Here is a 20,431-nt window from a genome sequence, read left to right as displayed (position 1 = left end):
AAATGGACAATGCCAATCCATAATTGGAACCTGACACTGTCACAATTAGCCATCCACTTCGAAGGTAGGTTAGATGGCGTATTAGATATTTAGCAATTTAGGCTGACACAGAATTCTGAACGCCCTCCGCCCCTTATCGGGCGTTTAGCTATACAAGGAAGTTTATGAGTAGTTGCCCTAATTGTAGTCAAACTATAGACTCTTTCAGTTTATCTCTGTCTGCATTTCCTTTGTACTTTAAGTGTCCTTGCTGCAAGGTAAGATTAAAGTTACTAAATTCAAAACCATTTTGGGCTGCCTATTGCCTTTATATAGCGGTAATGATTTCAGTAATAACTTATATCCCTATCATTCGTGAGTTTAATTTGAGTGTTATTTTTGCGGTATCAGGAGGGCTAATTGTCTATTACAAAATATTGCCTTATATGCTCCGTAAGGACAATCTGGCTATAGCTATATATGAGTAGTGAAAAGCGAACACATATGAACCTTCTCTCTGTCAACAGGGCCCTGTAGCATGTTTTGTGTAACTGCCTGGGTTAAATAACATTTGTTACAGGATCTTTTAGTCGGTTTTCTCGACAGTCCTACTTGATAAAACCCTACTTACCCTCTGTTTGGGTTATTTAGCGAAAGTGCCAACTCAGATTTGAGTTAAGAGCAATTAACCCTGTTAAATATCAACCATATCTGCTAAAAAGGCTCAGGCAACCACTCTTTCTTACCTGCTAATAGCATATTATCAGGTAACACGGGTGCGTACTTTGCATCGAAAATAAACGGATAATTTTCATCAGACCAATGGTTTATATGCTCGCCCCCAACAAATCGAATCAGTAAAACACAACCTGTTCTTGAGCCATATGGTCCATGTGGTATACCGGGTGGCCGCCAAAAATAAGCCCCTGTTCTCATTACACCATGATTGCCCGCAAGGGTTCCCGTAACACAAAAAGATTCTTCAACGGTAGGATGATGTTCTCTTGGCCCACACCAATTAGGTGGATACGTTTGAGGCGACACCATATATAAAAATGTTTTTGCTTTAGTCGTATCATCTATACGCAAAATTTTTCGACCAAAATCTAAATGTGCTAATTTTTTATCAAGTTCGCCTTTATCCCAATGCATATCAAAAGTGTTTATCCCCTCAATCGCTGCTTTTGTCACCTCAGGAACTAGGTCGCCACATTGATATTTGATTGCTTTAGGTGATTGGTCAATAAAACGAATAATAACTGTGTCTTTATTGGCTTTCAGCGTCTTTCGTAAGTAATTTGCAGGAAAGTAGCCATAGTAACCTTCACCATAACGCACACCATTAATTGTGATTTCACCTTTGAGTACAAAAAATTCTTCTTCGGAATCTAGCCAGTAAGCCTCTTGCTCAAGCCAGCCTGCGCTATATTTAAAAATCCCTGTCGTCGCTTGAGTTTCTGCATCAACACTTAATTGCTTATAAACTACGCCTTGTTGATAAGGCCATGGCTGCCAATCTAATACTTGCGATTGAATAAACTCGACATGTGCTCTTGCCACTTGAACCCCTACTCGTCACTGTTAACTTAATGAACTACTTACTTTATAGGTTTTGCTTAGCTGCTCTTTGATCAACATCAACTGTTTTTAAGTTTATTTTTTTAATTTTTTAAATAAAAAAAAGAGGCTCAAATGAGCCTCTAAAAGCGCTAGGAAGCAGCTATTATCTACATCGGTTTAACGGCGCCCAAAAAAGCCACTGTTAAAATTCCAATCCAATACACATAAGCGATTCTTCGGCCAAATCTTATAGATTTCTCTAGCTGCTCTTCAACCTCTGGGCTGTCTCCTTCCGCATCTAAACGACGGAACAATACCGTCCACTCTCGCATGATAAAGCGTAGCAGCAGCCCTAATACTAATAAGAATGAAAATATCAGCAGCTTAATTGAGAACCATTTTTGCCCTTCAGCGGCGTTAAACGGACCATAGCCAAGTAACGATGCAATGGCAGAAATTGCAATTGCAGGAATGATAAGGTAACGGATTGCTTCATCAAGTTTCGTTAGCTTAATACCAGTATCAGTTTCACGGTGAAAAAATGCAGCCCAACATAACGCTAGCCAACCTAAATAAAAGACCCACATGCTACTTAGAAATACACCGCCGTATGGCTGTACGCCCCACAGATATCCCATATGCATTCCCAATGGTAACAAAATGATAATCCCAGTTCTTGCTAAAATATCAATTCGATACGCCGTTTCCATGTGACGCCTGCGCTCTGCCATTGCTAATTTTCGGTTAACAACATGAAATGAGGTTTGAAAAACGCCCCATTCCCCACCTAACCAATAGACCATAGCAACGATATGTATCCAACGGATTATCGGAAGTTCGTACATTTCAAAAAAAGACATAGTTAAACCTTTATTTCTCGTTTTTATTTATCATACGGTCAAGATTAAAAGAGCTAAATCCATTAAACATTGTTAAATGTCAAATGCTCAAACAACCTTGAATTAATGATAAAATTCCATCTAAATGAAGTTTTATCGGGTAAGTTAATCGTAGAGAAATTAAAGGCTGTTCAGAATGACTAATATCAAATTAGCCGATGGAAACGCAGCTACTTCTTAATTATTTAGTGCTCGTCATTACAAAAATACGCGAATATTCCAGCCTTTATAGTGGGCATATCTAACAGATAAAATTACCGCTACTTTGCCCAATGCCGATCAGTTAAGAAATTTTTAATGATCCATTACCAATGGTCTATCATCACCGAGCTCAGGCCGTTTTATTGTTCAAAGCGCCACACCATAATCGGCAAGCGGCTGCGTTGACACGGGCCCAGTTAAAATACGCTTCAAGCTCAAATGTTCAAGCCATGCATAGCGCCAGACATTAACCTAGCTCTGCTCAACTAAGTTAACGATCGCCTGGGGCATTTTATATTTAAATTCGGTCATGTGTTGCCACTTTTCAGCTAATGCTAGCAACTGAAGGTCACTACCATGAGCGCCAATCAGCTGTAGACCTATGGGTAAGGCATTATCGGTTAACATCGGCATAGAAACTGCCGCTGCTCCCGCTTGATTTACCAAGCTAGTCAAGTCGGCTTGGTTAGCCGGTGCACTGTCGGTAAAAGAGAAGGCGCGTTGCGGGGTGGTTGGCATTAACATAAAGTCACCTTGCGCCAGCAATTGTCTTAATTTAACAACAGCTTGATCTAATACTCGCTCTGATTTAATCACATCCATTGGTGATTTTTTATCTATATATGACAACAATTGTTGAAGGTAGGGCGAAAACTGATTTAAATGCGTTTGCCAGTCTTGCTCATGTTCAACGCGCATCTCGGCTTCGCAAATAATTAATCCAGCACGGCGCGCTTCACCAAAATCGTACTTACCAAAACCGCTATCATTAAAGCTAAAGGGTTTTAATTGGCACCCTAAGGATGTAAATATGGCAATGTTTTTATTAAAATCTTCAATAACATCCGCTTCCACTCCAAGTGACTCAAGGTTTTCGGGCACTAAAATCACCGGTTTATTAGGCAGCGTTTTGATAAAGTTTATTGACTGAGATTGCGCATCTTCCATATGGTAGCCAGCCATAATATTAAACGCCTTCGTTAGGTCGCGCGCTGATCGGGCTAGTGGCCCAATCGTATCCATGACACGACTACAAATAACCGTGCCATGATTACTTAACGCTCCTCGGCTGGGTTTAAAGCCAAAAACCCCACAATATGATGCTGGAATACGAACCGACCCCATGGTGTCGGTTCCCAGGGCTAAAGCCGTCATACACGAAGCGACTGCAGCGCCTGAACCACCTGAAGAGCCGCCAGGACTTAATGATAATTGATGAGGGTTATAGCAATTGCCATAATGCAGGTTTTGATTACTTGCACCTAAAGCGCCCTCATGCATATTCAATTTTCCTGAAAATGTTGCTCCTGCTTGCCTTAATCTATCAACCACAAAAGCATCACTTTTTGCCGTAACATTTCGCCGAGTTTCTAAACCTGCGGTTGAGTTAAACCCTAAGACATCAATGTTATCTTTTATTGCTATCGAGACACCCGCAAAAATATTTTCGCTAGGGGAAGCACTATTTAATGTCTTGTTACTTAAAGAGTGCATGTTCAAAGCGTGCGTATTTTGCTCATTCACCGAAATAAATGCGTTAACTTTCGGGTTAACGACGTCAATTAGTGCTTGTTGCTGAAGCATCAATTCTTCTGCGGACAATTGCTTTGATTTAACAAGTGATATTTGCTCATGTAAATCAAGCTGTAAAACATCGATATCTATCATCTAAACTCCAATATTTTAGGTTTTACCAGTAGTTAATTTACTGACTATTCACTGAAGCGATTATCAATTAATCTGATCGGCTTTTGTCTAACGTCAACTTGTGTCAGGGGTGTTAGCTCGCCTTCTGAGACAAGTTCAACTTGCACGGCTATGCCTATTTTTCTTTTTAGCAAACGCTCATACTCTGCTTGTAATTGAGGACGTTGACTGGCATCGATATTAACTTCGACCATAATGATCATTTCATCTCTACCATTCTCATCGCGAACAGCTTTACAGATAAACTCACCTAAAAATGCGGCATCTTCATCGAGCATAGGACCCACGCCTTGCGGGTAGATGTTAATGCCACGTAATTTAACCATATTGTCTGAACGCCCCATAAAGCCTTTTATGCGTTTAAAAGGTAAAGACATTTTGTTCTCAGTTGGAATAACTTCGGTTAAGTCACAGGTATTAAAACGAATAATTGGGTACACGTCATCTTTGTATAAACACGTGACAACCATATTACCTATTTCGCCATCTGGCACGGGAGTATTGGTATCTGCGTCTAGTACTTCTAAATAATGTGCATCTTCCCAAACATGCATACCTTCATGGTCTGGACCTTCAGCAGCTATCGTGCCGGTATCACCAACGCCATACCAATCAAATAACTCAGGCCCGCCCCATGCTTTCGCTATGTTTTCACGGCTTTCCATGCCTAAGTGCCCAATGATCATATCAATTTTAATATCTTCCCCTGGAGTGAGCCCTTCTTCTCGTGCGACATCGGATAAACGTTTAATGTAATCAACAAATCCTACTAATACGTTAGTGCCAAAGGTTTTCATTAGATTAACTTGTTGCACAGAACGTGTTTCAAGGCCTGTGCCTGCGGATAAAAATAGCGCATTGGTGTAATGAGTTACCGCTTCACGAATATAATGACCGCCATTGATCATGCCATGGCCATAGCAAGACTGCACTGTAGTAGCGGGTTTTAACCCCATAAAACGATAGCTACGCGCCACTAATAATGACTGAATTTCACGACTTTTAGGGCCGAATATTAACGGCTGAGGCGTCCCTGTGGTACCACTAGTGGTATGGAAAACAATCGGCGGTCGATTTTCAGCTGGAATATCATCTAAACCATGAAAGTCACCAATTGGCGGGAATTTTTCAACACTATCCATAATGTCGGTTTTAGAGATCAGTGGTAGTTTAGTAATGTCATCAAGGCTTTTTATATCTTCAGGTTTAACACCCGCATTGCGCCAAATACGCTGATAAAAAGGAATTTCCCACGCTCGCTTGACCACATTTAAAAATCGTTCATTTTGTAATGCTTTTAATTCTGTTCGATTCATGCTGCTAAAGCGTGAGGTAAACTCATCACCTAGTGGATAATCTTGTAACATTTGCTTGTAGTCAAACGATTCATAGTATGTTGGATAACCTGTCATAACTTCTACCTAATGATTATTTATAGTTAATGAAATAAGTTGGTTAATATTTTGCATTTGCTCTAATTCGTCTATGCTAAATATCAATTTATTGATTTGTTGGGTCGTTAATGCTTTTTTTGCACTCATACAAGCGACATTAAACTTCTCTATTTGCGCAGTTCTCGACAGTGGACGCGCAGGGTTTCCTAAAATAGCATTGAGGGCTATTTTATAATGCTCACCGGAATATAACTGAACTTCTACACAAACTGGGGCTAAGGCATTAACGTCTTGACAGTCGTTTAGTTGGGTAATTATTTTTTTACCTAAGTCGAGCCTCGTTTTGCAATTAAGCACTGCAGGCTCGAAGTCTTGCACTGTTACATTACCGGTAATAAGTGCTGTTGCGGCAATATAACCATTGCAAAGCTTAGCGTAACTCACGTCCATGTTTTCTTTGATCGGACGGCCAACTAAGCGATTAATTAATGGTGTGGCGCTGATAGTGACCTTTTCAATATCCTCTATCGCAAAGTGATGCTTATTTTTAAGTGTCAGTAGTCCGTCAATTGCACCATGCCCTGCTCTACCCGTTGGAAATGGCTTGTGACTTACTTTTTCAATTTGAAAATGTTGCCCGATGTTTTCGTTAAAGTAGCCTAAGTCATAGCTATCTTCGAATAAGTTAAAATAACCAAACGGGCCCTCTAAAATGTCTTTTGGCCCTGAAAACCCTGCCTGAGCCATGTCCACGGCATTAATTGCATTTGAGGCATTCAAGCCTATTTGTATCGGTAACATGGGTGAGCCTTCAACATGGGCTTGCATGGTGCCACTAAGCTGACTATAAGCGATCCCCAACGCATTTTTTAAGGTATCGCCACGTATCGACATCATGGCTGCAATACCTGCTGTTGCGCCTAAACAACCACAAACAGAGGGCCGGAAAAATTTTAAGCCACTAGTGGCTGACGCGCCAATCAGTGTTGCCACGTCTACCGCAATGGTGACCCCCAATATTAGTTGCTTACCTGAAATATTTTCCCGTTGTCCGTAGGCCATTAGTGCCGATAAAATAACTGCCATAGGGTGAACAACCGCCGGCTCATGGACACAATCCCACTCTTGATTATGAATTTGATAGCCATTCATAACCGCTGCGGCATTGGCTGGTAGCCACTCCCCTGTATTCCATACTTGAGCATGCTTAGCCGTTCCCCAAGTAGCTAAACCTGCCTTCACTTGCTGTACACTTGGCACTCTACTACCGCTGATACCGACACCCATCGAGTCTAAAACAAAGGTTTTGACTGCATCGGTTGTCGTTTGCGGTAATTGCTCATAGGTTGTATTTTCAATATGCTTTATTAATTTATTGATTGCGTTCACGTTATTCTCTAGTTTTATTTTTTTCATTATGGCCATGTGTTTTTTCAGCACTAATTAAAGTATTCAGCAAAGATAATGAAGTGTCGTTAGCCCACGTCATATTTATTAACTCATCAATTCGATTAGGCGAGAGCCCCGCCGCAGTCATCAACATACTCGCCTTAGCTTTAATTTGTTCAAGTGATAATGGTCGCTCTGGGTCGCCTAAGGTATCGATAATTTCTTCCGTAATAACCTCGCCAGAATGTAACGTTATCTCACACCTTGCGCCGTAATGAGCTGGGTAGTTACCCTCAAGCTCGGGCGACTCAAACACTTTTATGATTGAGCGCGTATGTGCTAACTCATGCAGTTGTTCTAAATAGTAATGTGTAAGCTGAGGCTGCCCCCACGTTAAAACGGCAGCTACGGCATGTTGAATGCTAAACTTTGCTTGTAACTCTGTTTCAGGTGTCGGCTTATCACAAAAAACGAGTGCGTCTTGATAGGTAAAAATAGCGACTGACTGAACATCGTTAACCGTGATCGCCCGCGGGATATTATTTAAAGCCGTTAACACCACATCGATAGCACTATGTGCATGGCGGCAAGCAGGCCAAGGCTTAAAACTGCAGTCAAAAATACGCCAAGTATCATACGCTTTAATGAATTTTTCCGGCATGGCATCATCCGATAGTGCCTTGAAAATACCTTGAGGTCCTTCAAGAATATATTCAGGCCCAGTTAAGCCCTTACTGGCTAATATCGCTGCCATAGTTCCTGTTTTTGCCGCATCCGAATTGTGCCACTGCTTCGTTAAAACCTGCTCATTTCGCATTTGCCATAAGCCACTCGTGCGACTGCCCACGTTGCCTAATGCCGCTAATGTTTGCTCAATGGTTAATGATAATAAGTGCGAAACGGCTAGCGATGCCCCCATGGCTGCGCAAGTGGCGGTATTATGAAAGTATTGATAATGGCTTCGACCAATGGCCTTACCTAATCGAATCGTTATTTCATAACCTAAAACAATGGCATTTAATAAATTACGCATAGGCAAACCATGCTTTTGCGCTATGGCGAGCGCTGCTGGGATAACCACAGGACCTGGATGTAGGATAGAACTGCGATGAATGTCGTCCATTTCAAGGACATTGCCCAATGCACTATTCATTAGCAAGGCATCTTGCCAATAACATTTATCGCCAAACACGACATTACATGGCTGTTCGCTTTGATCAGCTTCATCATCAATGTACGCCTGATAAACATCACCAGCCGCTGATAATCGCCCAAGACTACAACAAGCTAACCAATCAAGTAAATGCACCGATGCTCGCTTGCGGTCTTGGTCGGTGATCGCTTTATTTTTAAGATTAGTTAACAATACTTTTGTTAAAGAAGGTTCCATAACTATGCACATATATTGATTAATTTTTGTCTACACCGTATGTAGGCGCGCAACAAAACCGATACGGCACTATGGCAAGAAGACAAGAAACATAATATGACGAATATCAAAATGAAGGTATCAAAGTGGAATAAGCACGCAGCTAATTTAATCTCCCCCTCCAACAGGGCTCAGCAACGTTACTTATTGTCATAAAGCAATTTTTTGTATAATTGCTTTATTTAATCGATATTGCAGCAACAAAGTGAGTATTTATGCTCTTTCAATCACTTTACTTGCCGCATTGAGGCCCGAAACTAAGGCTGACTCCATACCGCTATAGTTATGGTTAGTATGCTCTCCAGCAAAGTGTAAGTTGCCTGCTGTTTCTGCCATTTTCCCGGCAAACTGTTGTACTTGTCCCGGTGAAAAGCTTGAATAAGCGCCTTTGGAAAAAGGGTTATTGCCCCATGAATTGACGTAAACAGGTTTTATTTTACCTCGTAAGGAAGGTCTATGCGTGGTTAAGTAGGTAGTAATATGTTTCATTGCCACTTTTTCCGGCAACTTATCTAATGCTTTGGCGGCATCACCGTTTACCCAACTCAACAAGTGCCGTACTTTGCCACTAGTATCTGTTGAAGAAAATACGCGCCCAATATCACCATTTGACCATATATTAGCCGGCAAGCCATCATCAAGCCAACAATCATCGGTTACTTCAAAATGTACATGGGTAATGGCCGTATAATTTAATTGCGCTATGGCGGCCTGTTGCGTTTTAGAAATCGAGGCCTGTAAATCGATATCACGCAAAACACTAAACGGGATAGTACAAATACAGTGCATAGCCGTGTATTGGCTACCATCGTTACAGCTTACTGTTACTGAGTTATTCTTAGCAACTATTTTGTTGATACTTTTACCCATTTGAATTTGATTGGGTAACTGATTAGCTAGCGCCTCTACAAAGCGGCTATTGCCGCCAACAACCTTATCTGTTCCTCTACCGCCTGCCATCCTTTGTGCTAAAACGTGAATAGCGTCAGCCCCTGACAATTCCGCCAGACTATTCGCATTAACATTAGCATTTATCAGTGCAATGGCTTGCTCTGAAGCTCCTGCCTTTTTTAACAGGCTAAGCATTGAGACATCTAAATACGCACAGTTAGGCTTATTCCAATCAGAAGCCGCATCTAGCTTTGGCAGTTTTTTAAGGTAATAAAAATATAATTGTGCCGGCGTTAATTTTTTTTCTACTAAGTTTAATCGATTGGCAATATGTGTAGGCCATTCTTTAGCGGAAATTAAGTGTTCGTCAATCAGAAAAGCGCTACCACGTGGAACCCCTGAAAGAGGCGCTAAGGGGACATTTAATTGTGCGGCTAACGTACGCATATAGCCATAACCCTTACCAATTTGCAAGCCACCGGTTTCCGGTTTAGTAACAATATGGTCTAAGGTTTTAACTCGTCCTCCTACTCGGTGATCTGCCTCTAAAACAAGGACATTAAAACCTGCATTCTTTAAATTATGAGCAGCGGACAACCCAGAAAGCCCCGCTCCTATAATGATAACATCGGCATTTTGCTTTGCATAAACGCGAGGCAACATTATGCCTGTTGAGGCGACAACTAAGCCTTTAATAAAATTTCTACGTATCATTGCTACCCCTCAGTTTATTAGTTTCTCTTAAAATGACAGTTTGATTTATTTGCGCTAACTAGGGTTAACACTAAATAGCTCTATGGCACGTTTGGTTTATGAAACTCTTATTCACTATGGCTAAAATTGTGACTAAAAGTAACTTTTATAGTTCCGCCATAGGGCTTGCAATCACAAAGGATAATGACCTGAACTTTGGCGACTAAGCGACTATTTTCAACGCTCGATTAAAGCCGTTTAAGGCTAATAATCATCCACCTAATCTAGGTGTTAGCTTTAGCGTAACGCCGTTGCCAATTGCAACATTGCTTTTAGTCGTCTTTAGCTTATTGAAGACAAGCATAGCAAGCCAATGGCTCGCTATGCTTGTCACTAAACACTACTCATCAAAGTTAAAAGCGATAAGATGCTGTTATACCCACTTCTCGACCTCTGCTTGGTGCAATTGGGAATGCACGGCTGGCATAAGCAAAACTTTGGGCATCTATATATCTAAAAATATAGGTTGGTGTATCATCATCAGTCGCATTTTTAACCCATGCAGATAAACTCCAGTTGTCATTTTCAATACCCATATTCACATTAACTAACGTACGAGCACCTGTTTCAATCAAGTTATGGATATGGCCATAACGTGTCGAGTCATAGTTAACATCTAAACGGCCAAATAAATCGAAGTTAGCAGTTAATGGCGCACTATAATTTAACGCCATAGTAACTTCATTTTTCGGTACTTGTGGTGGAGTGTTACCTGATAAATCACCAAAATTTCTTAAATTGTCAGGTTGATTACATTCGGTCGAACTTAAACCAGAAATAATCCTACAGTGATTACTATCAAATAGCGTTTTAAACTCAGCATCGGTGTGAGACATACCTAAGTTCATATTTAAGGAGTCACTAATAATATAAGTTACTTGTAGTTCGATACCGGTTATATTAGTTTTACCTGCATTAGAGGTATAAGAGACAGGAACAGCGCCTGTGTCAGGCATAAAGCTATCTGTTAACTGCTGTTTTTTCCAATCCATATTGTAAATAGCAGCCGACAGGTATAAGTCTCCATCTAATAAGGTCGTTTTAATCCCCCCCTCATACATCAACATTTCTTCTTCTTGAATGACCACTAAATCGCTTGGTAACTCTTCATGGGTATTAAAGCCACCGGGACTATTACCTTCTGAGCGAGTGAAATAAACTAGGGTATCTTCATTGACATCATACTCAGCTATGAAGCGAGTAGTCGTGCTGCTAAATTCATTACTGGTGTCCTCAAATCCAGGCATATTAATTAAATTATCATAAGCCAATGAGTTAATTTCATCGGTAGAGCGACGTGCTTCAAAAGATACGTTTAAGTCCTCTGTAATGTCATATGACACCATGGCCATAAAAGCTTTGTTATCATCTTCTTGAACAAATTCGTTAACATTTTCCGGCTCATCTTCCTTATGCCAAAGGTAAGCACCTACCGACCATAGCAGTCTATCGTCTAATGCCGATGAGGAAAAACGAACTTCATGACTATATTCACTGTCTTTAGCGCTTTCTGGTATATGCCATGCTGCCCCATCTTCAAAGTAAGGACCGCCAAAGAAAAAACCAAAGCTAAATACTTGATCATATCCTGTATACGTTTGATCAATAGCCCGCTCTAAATCAAAGGTATTTTTACCACTTATCCAAGTAAACTGACCAAAGTCAAAAGTATGCTTTAATTGGAAACTCATATGAGTGCGGGTAGCACGTAAACCATAGGCGTCATTATCAAGCACGCCGCCAATTTTTATTGAATTATCAATATTAGCCACGCCACAATAATAAGGACGAGTATCTAAGTAACAGTTATTTTCATCCGGGCCTTGATAGTGAAATACGCTATGATCATCATCATTTTCATTACGAACATAATTAATATCAATACTGGTGTTATTTGATGGCGTAAAATATAAACCAATCATTTGTGAGTTGGTTTTTTCACCGCCAACACTAGGCCCGCCTGCTATTTCATTATCCCAGTCACCATCATAGGTGTCGAATGAAAGACCCGCACGAATGGCGACCATATCATTTAACTTTGTTGACAACCCTGTGCCAATGGAGCGGTTACCGTTTTGACCAATAGTGGTATTAACATAGCCCGACAATTCATCTGTTGGCTTACGAGTCACTAAGTTAATTGCCCCTGAAAATGTACGTCTACCATATAAGGCACTTTGTGGTCCTTTTACTATTTCGACACGTTCAATTAGATCAAGTGGTAAGCTTTGAATTGAACCATCAAAATAGACACCATCAATAAAGTAAGATGCTTTTTGTGTTCCATAACCTGGGATCCAAGAGACACCGCGAATAACAGGGATATCAGATTGACGCCCATAGCCTTTTTCCATCGAAAAGCCCACAGACGCTGAGGCAATATCTCCGACACTGCGCATGCCCGCTTTTTCCATTTCTTCCAAGCCAAAAGAAACAACCGAAATAGGGATTTTATTCAGTGACTCACCGCGATGACGTGAGGTTACTTCAATATATTCAATATTATTATCTCTAGTCTCTTTTTTAGCATCTATATTTTCTTCATCTGCATAAGCTTGCTGCATCATAGTAACTGAAGTAAATAACGCCATCTTGATTGCGAAACTAACTATTTTCGGTGCAAATTTTTTATTCATGAGTCGGACCCTTTTATAATATAATTGTAACGAGCATTTTTAATTATTGTTTGAGTCTACATTACACAAAACTTGTCCGGACAAAATCTAATCAATCATTAAGTTTTGACTTTTATCAATTAACACTGATTGTGTTTTTTCCAATAAATACCGCGACAACGAACGAGCACACCAGAAAACCCTTTATTTTCAACCTGTTAACAGCAGCCGCATTAACATCATCAATGGTTAATGGGCTAGAGTCACTCATCTTAGCTAAGGTAATACTATTTATATTATTTGTATTATTTATATTCAAAGGCACTAGGTTATTAATATGACAATTATCACTTAAGTGAAAAGTTATCTAACCTAGCACAAGCTCATTTTTAGGTTTTACAATACTAAATTTTTAAGACAAAAAGTTAGATAAAATTTTCACTCAAAATAAAATGCATTTGCGTCCTCAAGATTTAGTCGATACTCTTGTGCTCAAAATTACTGAAAATACTTGCTTTGCATGGCATGATTTCAAGTGACATTTCTCAGAAGATAATCGTGGAAAATTAATAAATGGCGTTAGATATCAATAAAGTTTCAATAAAAACTTCATTAAGTTCGTGTTTTGGCAGTAATATAAATGAGATAGAATCTTCGACTGACTTTTTTAATGAGTTAGCAGAGAAAGCAGAAGAAAATACCGTAGGAGCAAACGAATACTTATTTCGAGAAAGCGATAAAAGTGATTATGTATACGTACCGGTATCCGGTGCTATCATGCTTGAACGCTCAACTTCAACCGGCTCAAGACAGGTATTTTCATTCTTATTTACCGGTAATATCCTAGGCATATCTGAGCATGCTTTTTATAGTTTTAGTGCAAAAACCTTGACTGAATCAACAGTGGTGAAAATTAATAAAAAAATAATTATCAGTATTTTTGATAAATACCCTGTCATTGCCCAGCGTTATCAAGAAATGACCCACCACATTCTGTCATTAATTTTAGATCAGCTCTTCATTATGGGGCAAAAAACAGCGCATCAACGTATCGCTCACTTTTTGCTGGATATGGAATACCGTATCGGCCATGGCTCGAATCGTTTTCATTTACCAATGAGCCGCCAAGATATTGCTGATTATTTAGGTATGTCGCTTGAAACGGGCAGTCGAGGATTTAGCAAATTAAAAAATGAAGGCTTAATCCAAATCGACAGTAATTACCAAATTACTATTTTAGAAAGAGACAAGCTTAAAACTTATGCAGAAGGTTAAGCGCGTGATAAACACCTTATAACGGTTAAATTTGCTTGTTAAAGTTAAAGTTAAAGTTAAAGTTAAAACAAGGATAAGCACGCTTGAAAAAGTGATGATGCTGATCGCTTTTATATGTTGGCTTATTCTTGTTATTACGTTGACACCTTAACCAAGGTTTTACCAAAATTGTCTCCGCGCATTAATTTACAAAAAGCGTCAGGGGCATGCTCAATGCCAATACTAATATCTTCTTGCATTTTAAGCTTTTTTTGTGCAAATAAAGGTAAGCATTCGGCGATAAATTCACTACGTCTTGCTTCAAAGTCATACACAACCAATCCAGACACTGTTGCACGAGATTTTATCCACAATGCCGGTGCCGGTCCTGCCATGCGGTCTTTATTATTATATTCAGCCACTAAACCGCACAGTATCACTCTCGCACCTATAGCTAGCCGCTCTGAAGCGATATGTAGTAATTTACCACCGACTAAATCAAAGTACACGTCTATGCCATTAGGGCAGTATTGCTCAAGTTTTTCTGCAATATGATCGGTTTTTCTGTTTATACAAAAATCATAACCAAGCTCATTTACAGCATAACGACATTTTTCATTACTACCGGCAATACCAATAACGATACAACCCGCCGCTTTAGCTAATTGCCCGGCAGTAGCGCCTACGGCCCCTACTGCTGCGGGTATCACGACAACATTACCTTTTTGTAGCTTGGCTAGCCACATTAACCCCGCATAAGCGGTTAAACCTGGCATACCAAGTATCGATAAAGCATAGGATGGATAAGCATGGGTTATTGGCGCCGAAAGCGCTTCTGGTTCGTGTATCGAATATTCTTGCCAACCGCCCATACACCGAACTAATTGACCTACTTTAAATTTCTCGCTATTACTTTGTATAACTTCACTGACTGTTTCCCCCATCATCATATCTCCTGGAGATAAACTAGCAGTTATATGGCGCCCTGAAATTTGACTGCGCATATAGGGGTCAATCGACAAATAACGTGTCTTACATAATACTTGCCCTGCCCCTGGCGGTGTCACTGCCACTTCTTGACAGCTAAAATTATCAACCGTGGGAATATTGTCAGGATAACTATGTAAGCATATTTTCTTATTTTTCATTTAATCAACCTTCACTGATACTAAGTAATAGCCTTGCGCTGCTAATTTTCAGGCCCGAAATCACAAAGTGTTTTTTAATATGCCCAAATAATTTAAGTTGCTCTAGCCTCAATGACGCTATAACTGATGCTAAGCAAGTAACATAAGCATTAGCGAGCCATTAACTTAATGGTAATTTATGTTCATGGCTATCACGCGAGTCTTCATCATTCGATACCTGCAACGCTATGGTAAAATGAGGCTGTCGAAAGGATTCAACTAATGACAACATAAACGCAGATGATAGCGGCAAAGGTGCCGTTAGGTAATTGCTTGTTCACGGTTGTTAGCACAAGCGCGACATTGAAACATCAAGACGTAGCTTTTGATTTTCAATGTCGATTATTATCCGAGTGCAATAATTAGCCAATTAACACCGGTTTTTGGCACCTGTAGCGCTATCGTTATGCTGCGTATAATTTTTATGAACAAAGAACATTAAAAAATTGTTTATTTTTTTGCTCTATTTATCAGTTAATTCAAAAAACTCAAAACGATTACCGCTTGGCGAATTTATCGCAATAAGAGTTACAACGCCGTAAGGTTTTAATTCGACCTCCCCCCCCGCTATATAATCAATATCATGAGCGTTAAGGTGCTGTAAAAATGCCGTCATACCTTTTATTGGAAAGCGTAGGCTAGTAATACCTAAGTTATAAGGGGCAGCATTAGCTGAAAAATCGTTACCCGTAAGTTCTGGAAATGAAGCCAATTCAATAGTGCCATCTCGTGTGCCGTCGGCACTAAGCAGCGTTAATACATGGGGAGTACTCGCAACTAGCTCAAATGGCATTCCAAAGACATTACTCTTGGCGCTATCAAAGGTGTCCTCTTGATGTATTAACGCTTCAAAACCTAAAATTTTAGTGAAAAAGTCTAGTTCACTTTGGTGATCTTTAATAATCATAGAGGCATTGATTAATGCACTAAACAATGCCGTTTGTTGATCATTATCTAAGGCTGGCTCAAGGCGCTCAATAAGTGCATGAGTGATCCCGTCATGACTTTTCGCTAACCATTCATATACTTTAAATGGCCCAAACTGCATTTCCACCGGTTCATTAACGCCAAACCAATGATGTTCATGTAGTTTGCGTGCAAGTTTATGGACATTTTTAACACGTGTATTGACGTCATAAATGCCGCCAACATCCCATATTTGGCTATTAGCGCGAATATAGCTATGCTCGATACCAGAAATTTCAACTAAGCGGATCGCCCCTGTCGTCGATGCTGGTGCCTGAAGCAAACAAGTGGTAACCGTTGCGTTATTTTCTATTTGCCAAAACGCATTAAAAGCCGATGTATTACTTTCTTCAACTACTTCTTCCCAGCCAATAACTTCACAATAGAATGCTTTAGACTTTTGCAGGTCATTAACAACGAATACGGCTTCTGAAAAACCTTTAATAGAAAAGTCTTTTTGTTCTTTCATAATAGTTACCTTAGATATTCTGTCTAGATTAGTTGTGTATCGATATTTTCAATTATTATAAAAACCCTATAAGTCCTAAAAAGTAACAGGGAATATAAGCGTGGTTAGCGAAAAAATAACGCCAACTTTCAATTGCTATATGTCATTGTTAACACCCCAATGAGTAAACAACATGATCAATGTCAAAATTAAGTCTTAAATAGATTTTAATAAAATGATCAGGGAAGATTTATCAGGCTAAGTTAACTGTCTAGTGGCTCAGCTAATAATCTCCCCTTATACACAGGAAAGCTAAAAGTGATAAGTAAAATCAACACCATAACTTTTCGGCAAATTGGTATAAATCGCCCCAACTCCTAGACCTTCAACAACTAAGCTACCTGTGGTAAATTGTTGGTCAAATAAGTTTTTTCCCCATAGGCTGATGCTGAACTCGCCATCATTATCCGTGTATGACACGCGAGAGTTGATTAACGTATGCGCTTCGGTAGCGCCTATAATCGAGTTACTAACATCTTGAAAATATTCACTGGTATGGTTTGCATTAATTGTCCAAGCAATTTCGCCACTTGCCAATTCAAAGTAAAATTGACTACCAATAGACCAACGAAGATCCGGGGCTTGCTTCAAGCTCAAGTCAGTCGTAATAGGAGATCTGGTTTCTTTATATGCCGAATCTAATGTGCCTAATGTCGCATTAAGTTGCCAATTACTGGTTATTGCGGCTTTAACTTCAATCTCTAGCCCTGATATTTCAGTATCGGCTGCATTTATCCGCACGATATTACCTTCGTCATCCCATGCTGATAGCTGTAAATCATCGTACTGACTAAAAAAGTATGTACTGTTTAAATTAATTTTATTATTGAGCCATGAGCTTTTAAAACCTATTTCATAGGTTATGTTATTTTCTTGATTGAATGTGCGTAATTCGCCACTATTTAACAAGGCATAACCACCGGCTTTATAGCCTGATGCGCTGTTTAAAAACACCATAAAGCTTTCATTTAATTGATAGTCTACGCCAAGTTTAAAATTAACATTTGACCATGAATGATCATCAGCGGACTGAAATCCTGCCGAATTATCCGGCTTAATTTGATTAACCGATATATCTTTTTTATCGGCAGTGTATCTTAGACCGCCAGTAATATTAACCTTATCGAACAACGCATATGTAGCATGCGTAAATACGGCATAACTTTCCGTATCTTGTTTGAAATAATTTGTCGATGACGGTCCTAACACCATAGGCAATACATCAAAGTTTTCTCTCAATTCATTTCTTTCACGGAAAATAAACAAACCCGCCAACCAGTCAAGCTTGTGCTCATGACCTGAAAGTTGAACTTCGACACTATCTTGCGCTTGTTCTAAAAACCATCGGTTTTCTAATACAACGTCTGCTTTGCCGTCAAAATCACCGTGCCAAGGATTTTCCAAGGTACGGTGAGCAGCAATAACCTCTAGGTTCATGCGCTCATTTATTGTTCGTTGATAAGTAAAATTGACGCCTTTTTGATTAACTTTGTTGGGGCCAGTAACACTACTTTCTAGCGTGTAAACATTATCATCAGTATCGTTGAGTATATTACTGGCATAACCTGCCGTTGAATTATCTTTGACTATGTCGAAATTCAAATATAACGAACTCATTTGATCAATATCCCACAGGGCACCTAAGCGCGCCGAAAATACGTCTTGATCATTTACCTTTTGGTCCGTGGTAGTATTATATGAGTAGCCATCTCTTTTACGCTTTATCGTTGCAATTTGTACGGCTAAGTCTTCATTAACGGCATAATCGCCAGCAAACTTAATATCAAGCTTCCCCATATTACCTAAAATAGTTTGCAGGTAACTTTCGTTATTTCCACGCGGTTTTTTTGAGATATATTTTATTGCGCCCCCCGAAGTATTTCGCCCATACAAAGTACCTTGTGGGCCGCGTAGCACCTCAATTCTTTCTAAATCGTAAATATCAATTAATGCGCCAGTTTGTCGAGCAAAAAACACACCATCAACATAAATCCCTATCGCTGGATCATTGGTAAATGTTGAGTTATCTTCGCCAACACCTCGCATGAAAATTTTAGCGCCTGATGAGGTACCGGTATTAGGTGCAATTATTAAGTTAGGTACTTCAAATGAAAGGTCATCTAATCGACCTATTTGTTTTGCGGCCAGTTCATCTTCTCCTATGGCCGTTATTGAGACTGGTGTTTTTTGTAAGTTTTGCACTCGACGCTGAGCGGTTACTTCGATGCGCTCGAGCGCTGCCTGTTGTTCAACCGCGAAGGCGTGAGTAAAAGTCGTGGTTAATGGCCATATTGCCAGCAAAGTTAAAGACGCTATTTTGTTTTTTTTGAATCTGATCATGAAACGCTCCTATTGTTATTATTAGGTCATAAAACCATAAAAATAGGAGCAACGGATTGATATTTGTCAGTTACTAACTATGTTCATTATACAATCAAAAAGTGAGCAGATAATCTTCATCACTCCGTTAGAAATGCTTTTTTAATTAGCATTTCTTCAATTTCATTTTCTGAATAACCAATTGATAGCAATGTGCTTTTTGTATGCTCACTGAATTTAGGTAAAGTGAAGGTAGGCGCTGCAGGTTCATTTTTATATTTTATTGGAACACCTAAGTGGCTATTGCCTTTTTCATCGGTTAACAGCATTTCTCGCTGTTGTAAATGTGCTTCCTGCATGGCGGCATGTAAGTCGCGAACAGGTGCCCAACAAACATCGACATTGGCTAAGATTTCAGTCCACTGGGCTAAGCTTTTGCTGATGAATTTCTCTCTAAAAAAATCCTTCACCTTACTTTGCTTTGCACCTGGCGGCAATTTACAGCATTCATACAATTCATTCCTTTGTGCATCGTCGTCACAAAGCGCTGTTAATAAATTATAAGCAAACTTAAGCTCTGAGCCGCCAAGTGTTAGGTATTGGCTATCTGCCGTTTTATAGATATTGTACATAGCTGCGCCGCCCCAGCTACGCTCTTCTTTAGGTACTGGCGAACGTTGTTCAGCAAACGAAGGCCCCATAACATTGGCATACCAAGCAACTAACGAGTCTTGCATAGAAATGTCAATATAGTCGCCTAATCCGGTTTGTTGTTTACGAATAATGGCCATTAAAACACCCGAAAAAGCCATCAAACTTCCTGCCATATCAGCTACTGGCATGGCCGGTTGTGCTGGTTGGCCATCAGGCCCCTCATTAATAGATACCGCGCCCGAGTCTGCTTGAATACTTAGATCATGGGCTGGAGATAAACGTTTTGGTCCAGTTTGGCCGTAAGCAGAAATAGCGCAATAAATAATACCTGGGTTTACCGCTTTAACGTCTTCATAACCTATGCCTAAACGGTCAACGACGCCGGGCCTAAACGCTTCCACCATGACATCGACCGATTGACATAACTTAAAAAATGCTGCTTTACCTTCTGCTGATTTTAAATTGAGATTAATACTTTTTTTGCCGCGAAAAACATTACGAAACCAAACTGACTCACCTTGTTGCTTTAAACCAACATGGCGCACTGGCTCTCCTCCTGGGGGCTCCAAACTTATCACTTCTGCGCCGTGATCCGCCATCATCATAGTAAAATGAGGTCCTGGTAGAAATAAAGATAAATCCAACACCTTAATACCTTCGAGTTTCATAACATACTCTTTAAATACTGTTCGAAAAATTGACGTAAAAAAGCCTAAAAATTCGGCT

At 39.9% G+C, this 20,431-nt stretch carries 13 protein-coding genes; 1 reads left to right on the top strand and 12 read right to left on the bottom strand.

Annotated elements, in window-relative coordinates:
* Positions 1 to 693: 693 nt before the first annotated feature.
* From B6K83_RS07605 to B6K83_RS07570, 8 genes are all read right to left on the bottom strand, one after another.
* Complete coding sequence (locus B6K83_RS07605) at positions 694 to 1,539, bottom strand: cupin domain-containing protein (RefSeq protein WP_085284315.1); 846 nt, start codon at positions 1,537 to 1,539, stop codon at positions 694 to 696.
* Between the two features lie 167 nt (positions 1,540 to 1,706).
* A complete protein-coding gene (locus B6K83_RS07600) occupies positions 1,707 to 2,399 on the bottom strand; it encodes a hypothetical protein (RefSeq protein WP_085284314.1) in 693 nt (230 codons plus the stop codon).
* 492 nt (positions 2,400 to 2,891) lie between these two features.
* Entirely contained in the window at positions 2,892 to 4,307 is a 1,416-nt protein-coding gene (locus B6K83_RS07595; protein WP_233143847.1) for an amidase, read from the bottom strand.
* A 44-nt stretch (positions 4,308 to 4,351) separates the two neighbouring features.
* Entirely contained in the window at positions 4,352 to 5,758 is a 1,407-nt protein-coding gene (locus B6K83_RS07590) for a phenylacetate--CoA ligase family protein (RefSeq protein WP_085284313.1), read from the bottom strand.
* A gap of 9 nt (positions 5,759 to 5,767) precedes the next feature.
* Positions 5,768 to 7,129, bottom strand: a complete 1,362-nt coding sequence (locus tag B6K83_RS07585) for an MmgE/PrpD family protein (protein WP_233143846.1) — start codon at positions 7,127 to 7,129, stop codon at positions 5,768 to 5,770.
* 1 nt (position 7,130) lies between these two features.
* On the bottom strand, positions 7,131 to 8,519 hold the full coding sequence (locus B6K83_RS07580; RefSeq protein WP_158088329.1) for an MmgE/PrpD family protein: 1,389 nt from the start codon (positions 8,517 to 8,519) through the stop codon (positions 7,131 to 7,133).
* Positions 8,520 to 8,771: 252 nt separating this feature from the next.
* Complete coding sequence (locus B6K83_RS07575) at positions 8,772 to 10,163, bottom strand: flavin monoamine oxidase family protein (protein ID WP_085284310.1); 1,392 nt, start codon at positions 10,161 to 10,163, stop codon at positions 8,772 to 8,774.
* Between the two features lie 392 nt (positions 10,164 to 10,555).
* On the bottom strand, positions 10,556 to 12,838 hold the full coding sequence (locus B6K83_RS07570; protein ID WP_085284309.1) for a TonB-dependent receptor: 2,283 nt from the start codon (positions 12,836 to 12,838) through the stop codon (positions 10,556 to 10,558).
* Between the two features lie 552 nt (positions 12,839 to 13,390).
* On the opposite strand from B6K83_RS07570, the gene B6K83_RS07565 reads away from it, so the two are divergent.
* Positions 13,391 to 14,092, top strand: a complete 702-nt coding sequence (locus B6K83_RS07565; RefSeq protein ID WP_085284308.1) for a Crp/Fnr family transcriptional regulator — start codon at positions 13,391 to 13,393, stop codon at positions 14,090 to 14,092.
* Between the two features lie 134 nt (positions 14,093 to 14,226).
* Here B6K83_RS07565 and B6K83_RS07560 read toward each other — a convergent pair whose 3' ends face one another.
* The 4 genes from B6K83_RS07560 to B6K83_RS07545 form a co-directional block, all read right to left on the bottom strand.
* Positions 14,227 to 15,219 carry an NADP-dependent oxidoreductase gene (locus B6K83_RS07560; protein ID WP_085284307.1) on the bottom strand — a complete coding sequence of 331 codons (993 nt, stop codon included), beginning with the start codon at positions 15,217 to 15,219 and terminating at the stop codon, positions 14,227 to 14,229.
* Between the two features lie 502 nt (positions 15,220 to 15,721).
* Positions 15,722 to 16,693 carry a VOC family protein gene (locus tag B6K83_RS07555; protein ID WP_085284306.1) on the bottom strand — a complete coding sequence of 324 codons (972 nt, stop codon included), beginning with the start codon at positions 16,691 to 16,693 and terminating at the stop codon, positions 15,722 to 15,724.
* Positions 16,694 to 16,984: 291 nt separating this feature from the next.
* Positions 16,985 to 19,072: a TonB-dependent receptor gene (locus tag B6K83_RS07550; RefSeq protein WP_085284305.1), complete on the bottom strand. Its 2,088-nt coding sequence runs from the start codon at positions 19,070 to 19,072 to the stop codon at positions 16,985 to 16,987.
* 119 nt (positions 19,073 to 19,191) lie between these two features.
* Positions 19,192 to 20,373 (bottom strand): CaiB/BaiF CoA transferase family protein, encoded by a 1,182-nt coding sequence (locus tag B6K83_RS07545; RefSeq protein ID WP_085284304.1) that lies wholly within the window; start codon positions 20,371 to 20,373, stop codon positions 19,192 to 19,194.
* Positions 20,374 to 20,431 lie beyond the last annotated feature (58 nt).

Origin of the sequence: Colwellia chukchiensis (genome assembly GCF_002104455.1) — a bacterium.
GTDB lineage: Bacteria > Pseudomonadota > Gammaproteobacteria > Enterobacterales > Alteromonadaceae > Cognaticolwellia > Cognaticolwellia chukchiensis.
Note: the sequence above shows the minus strand (reverse complement) of the source record. Positions and strands in the feature narration are given on the sequence as shown.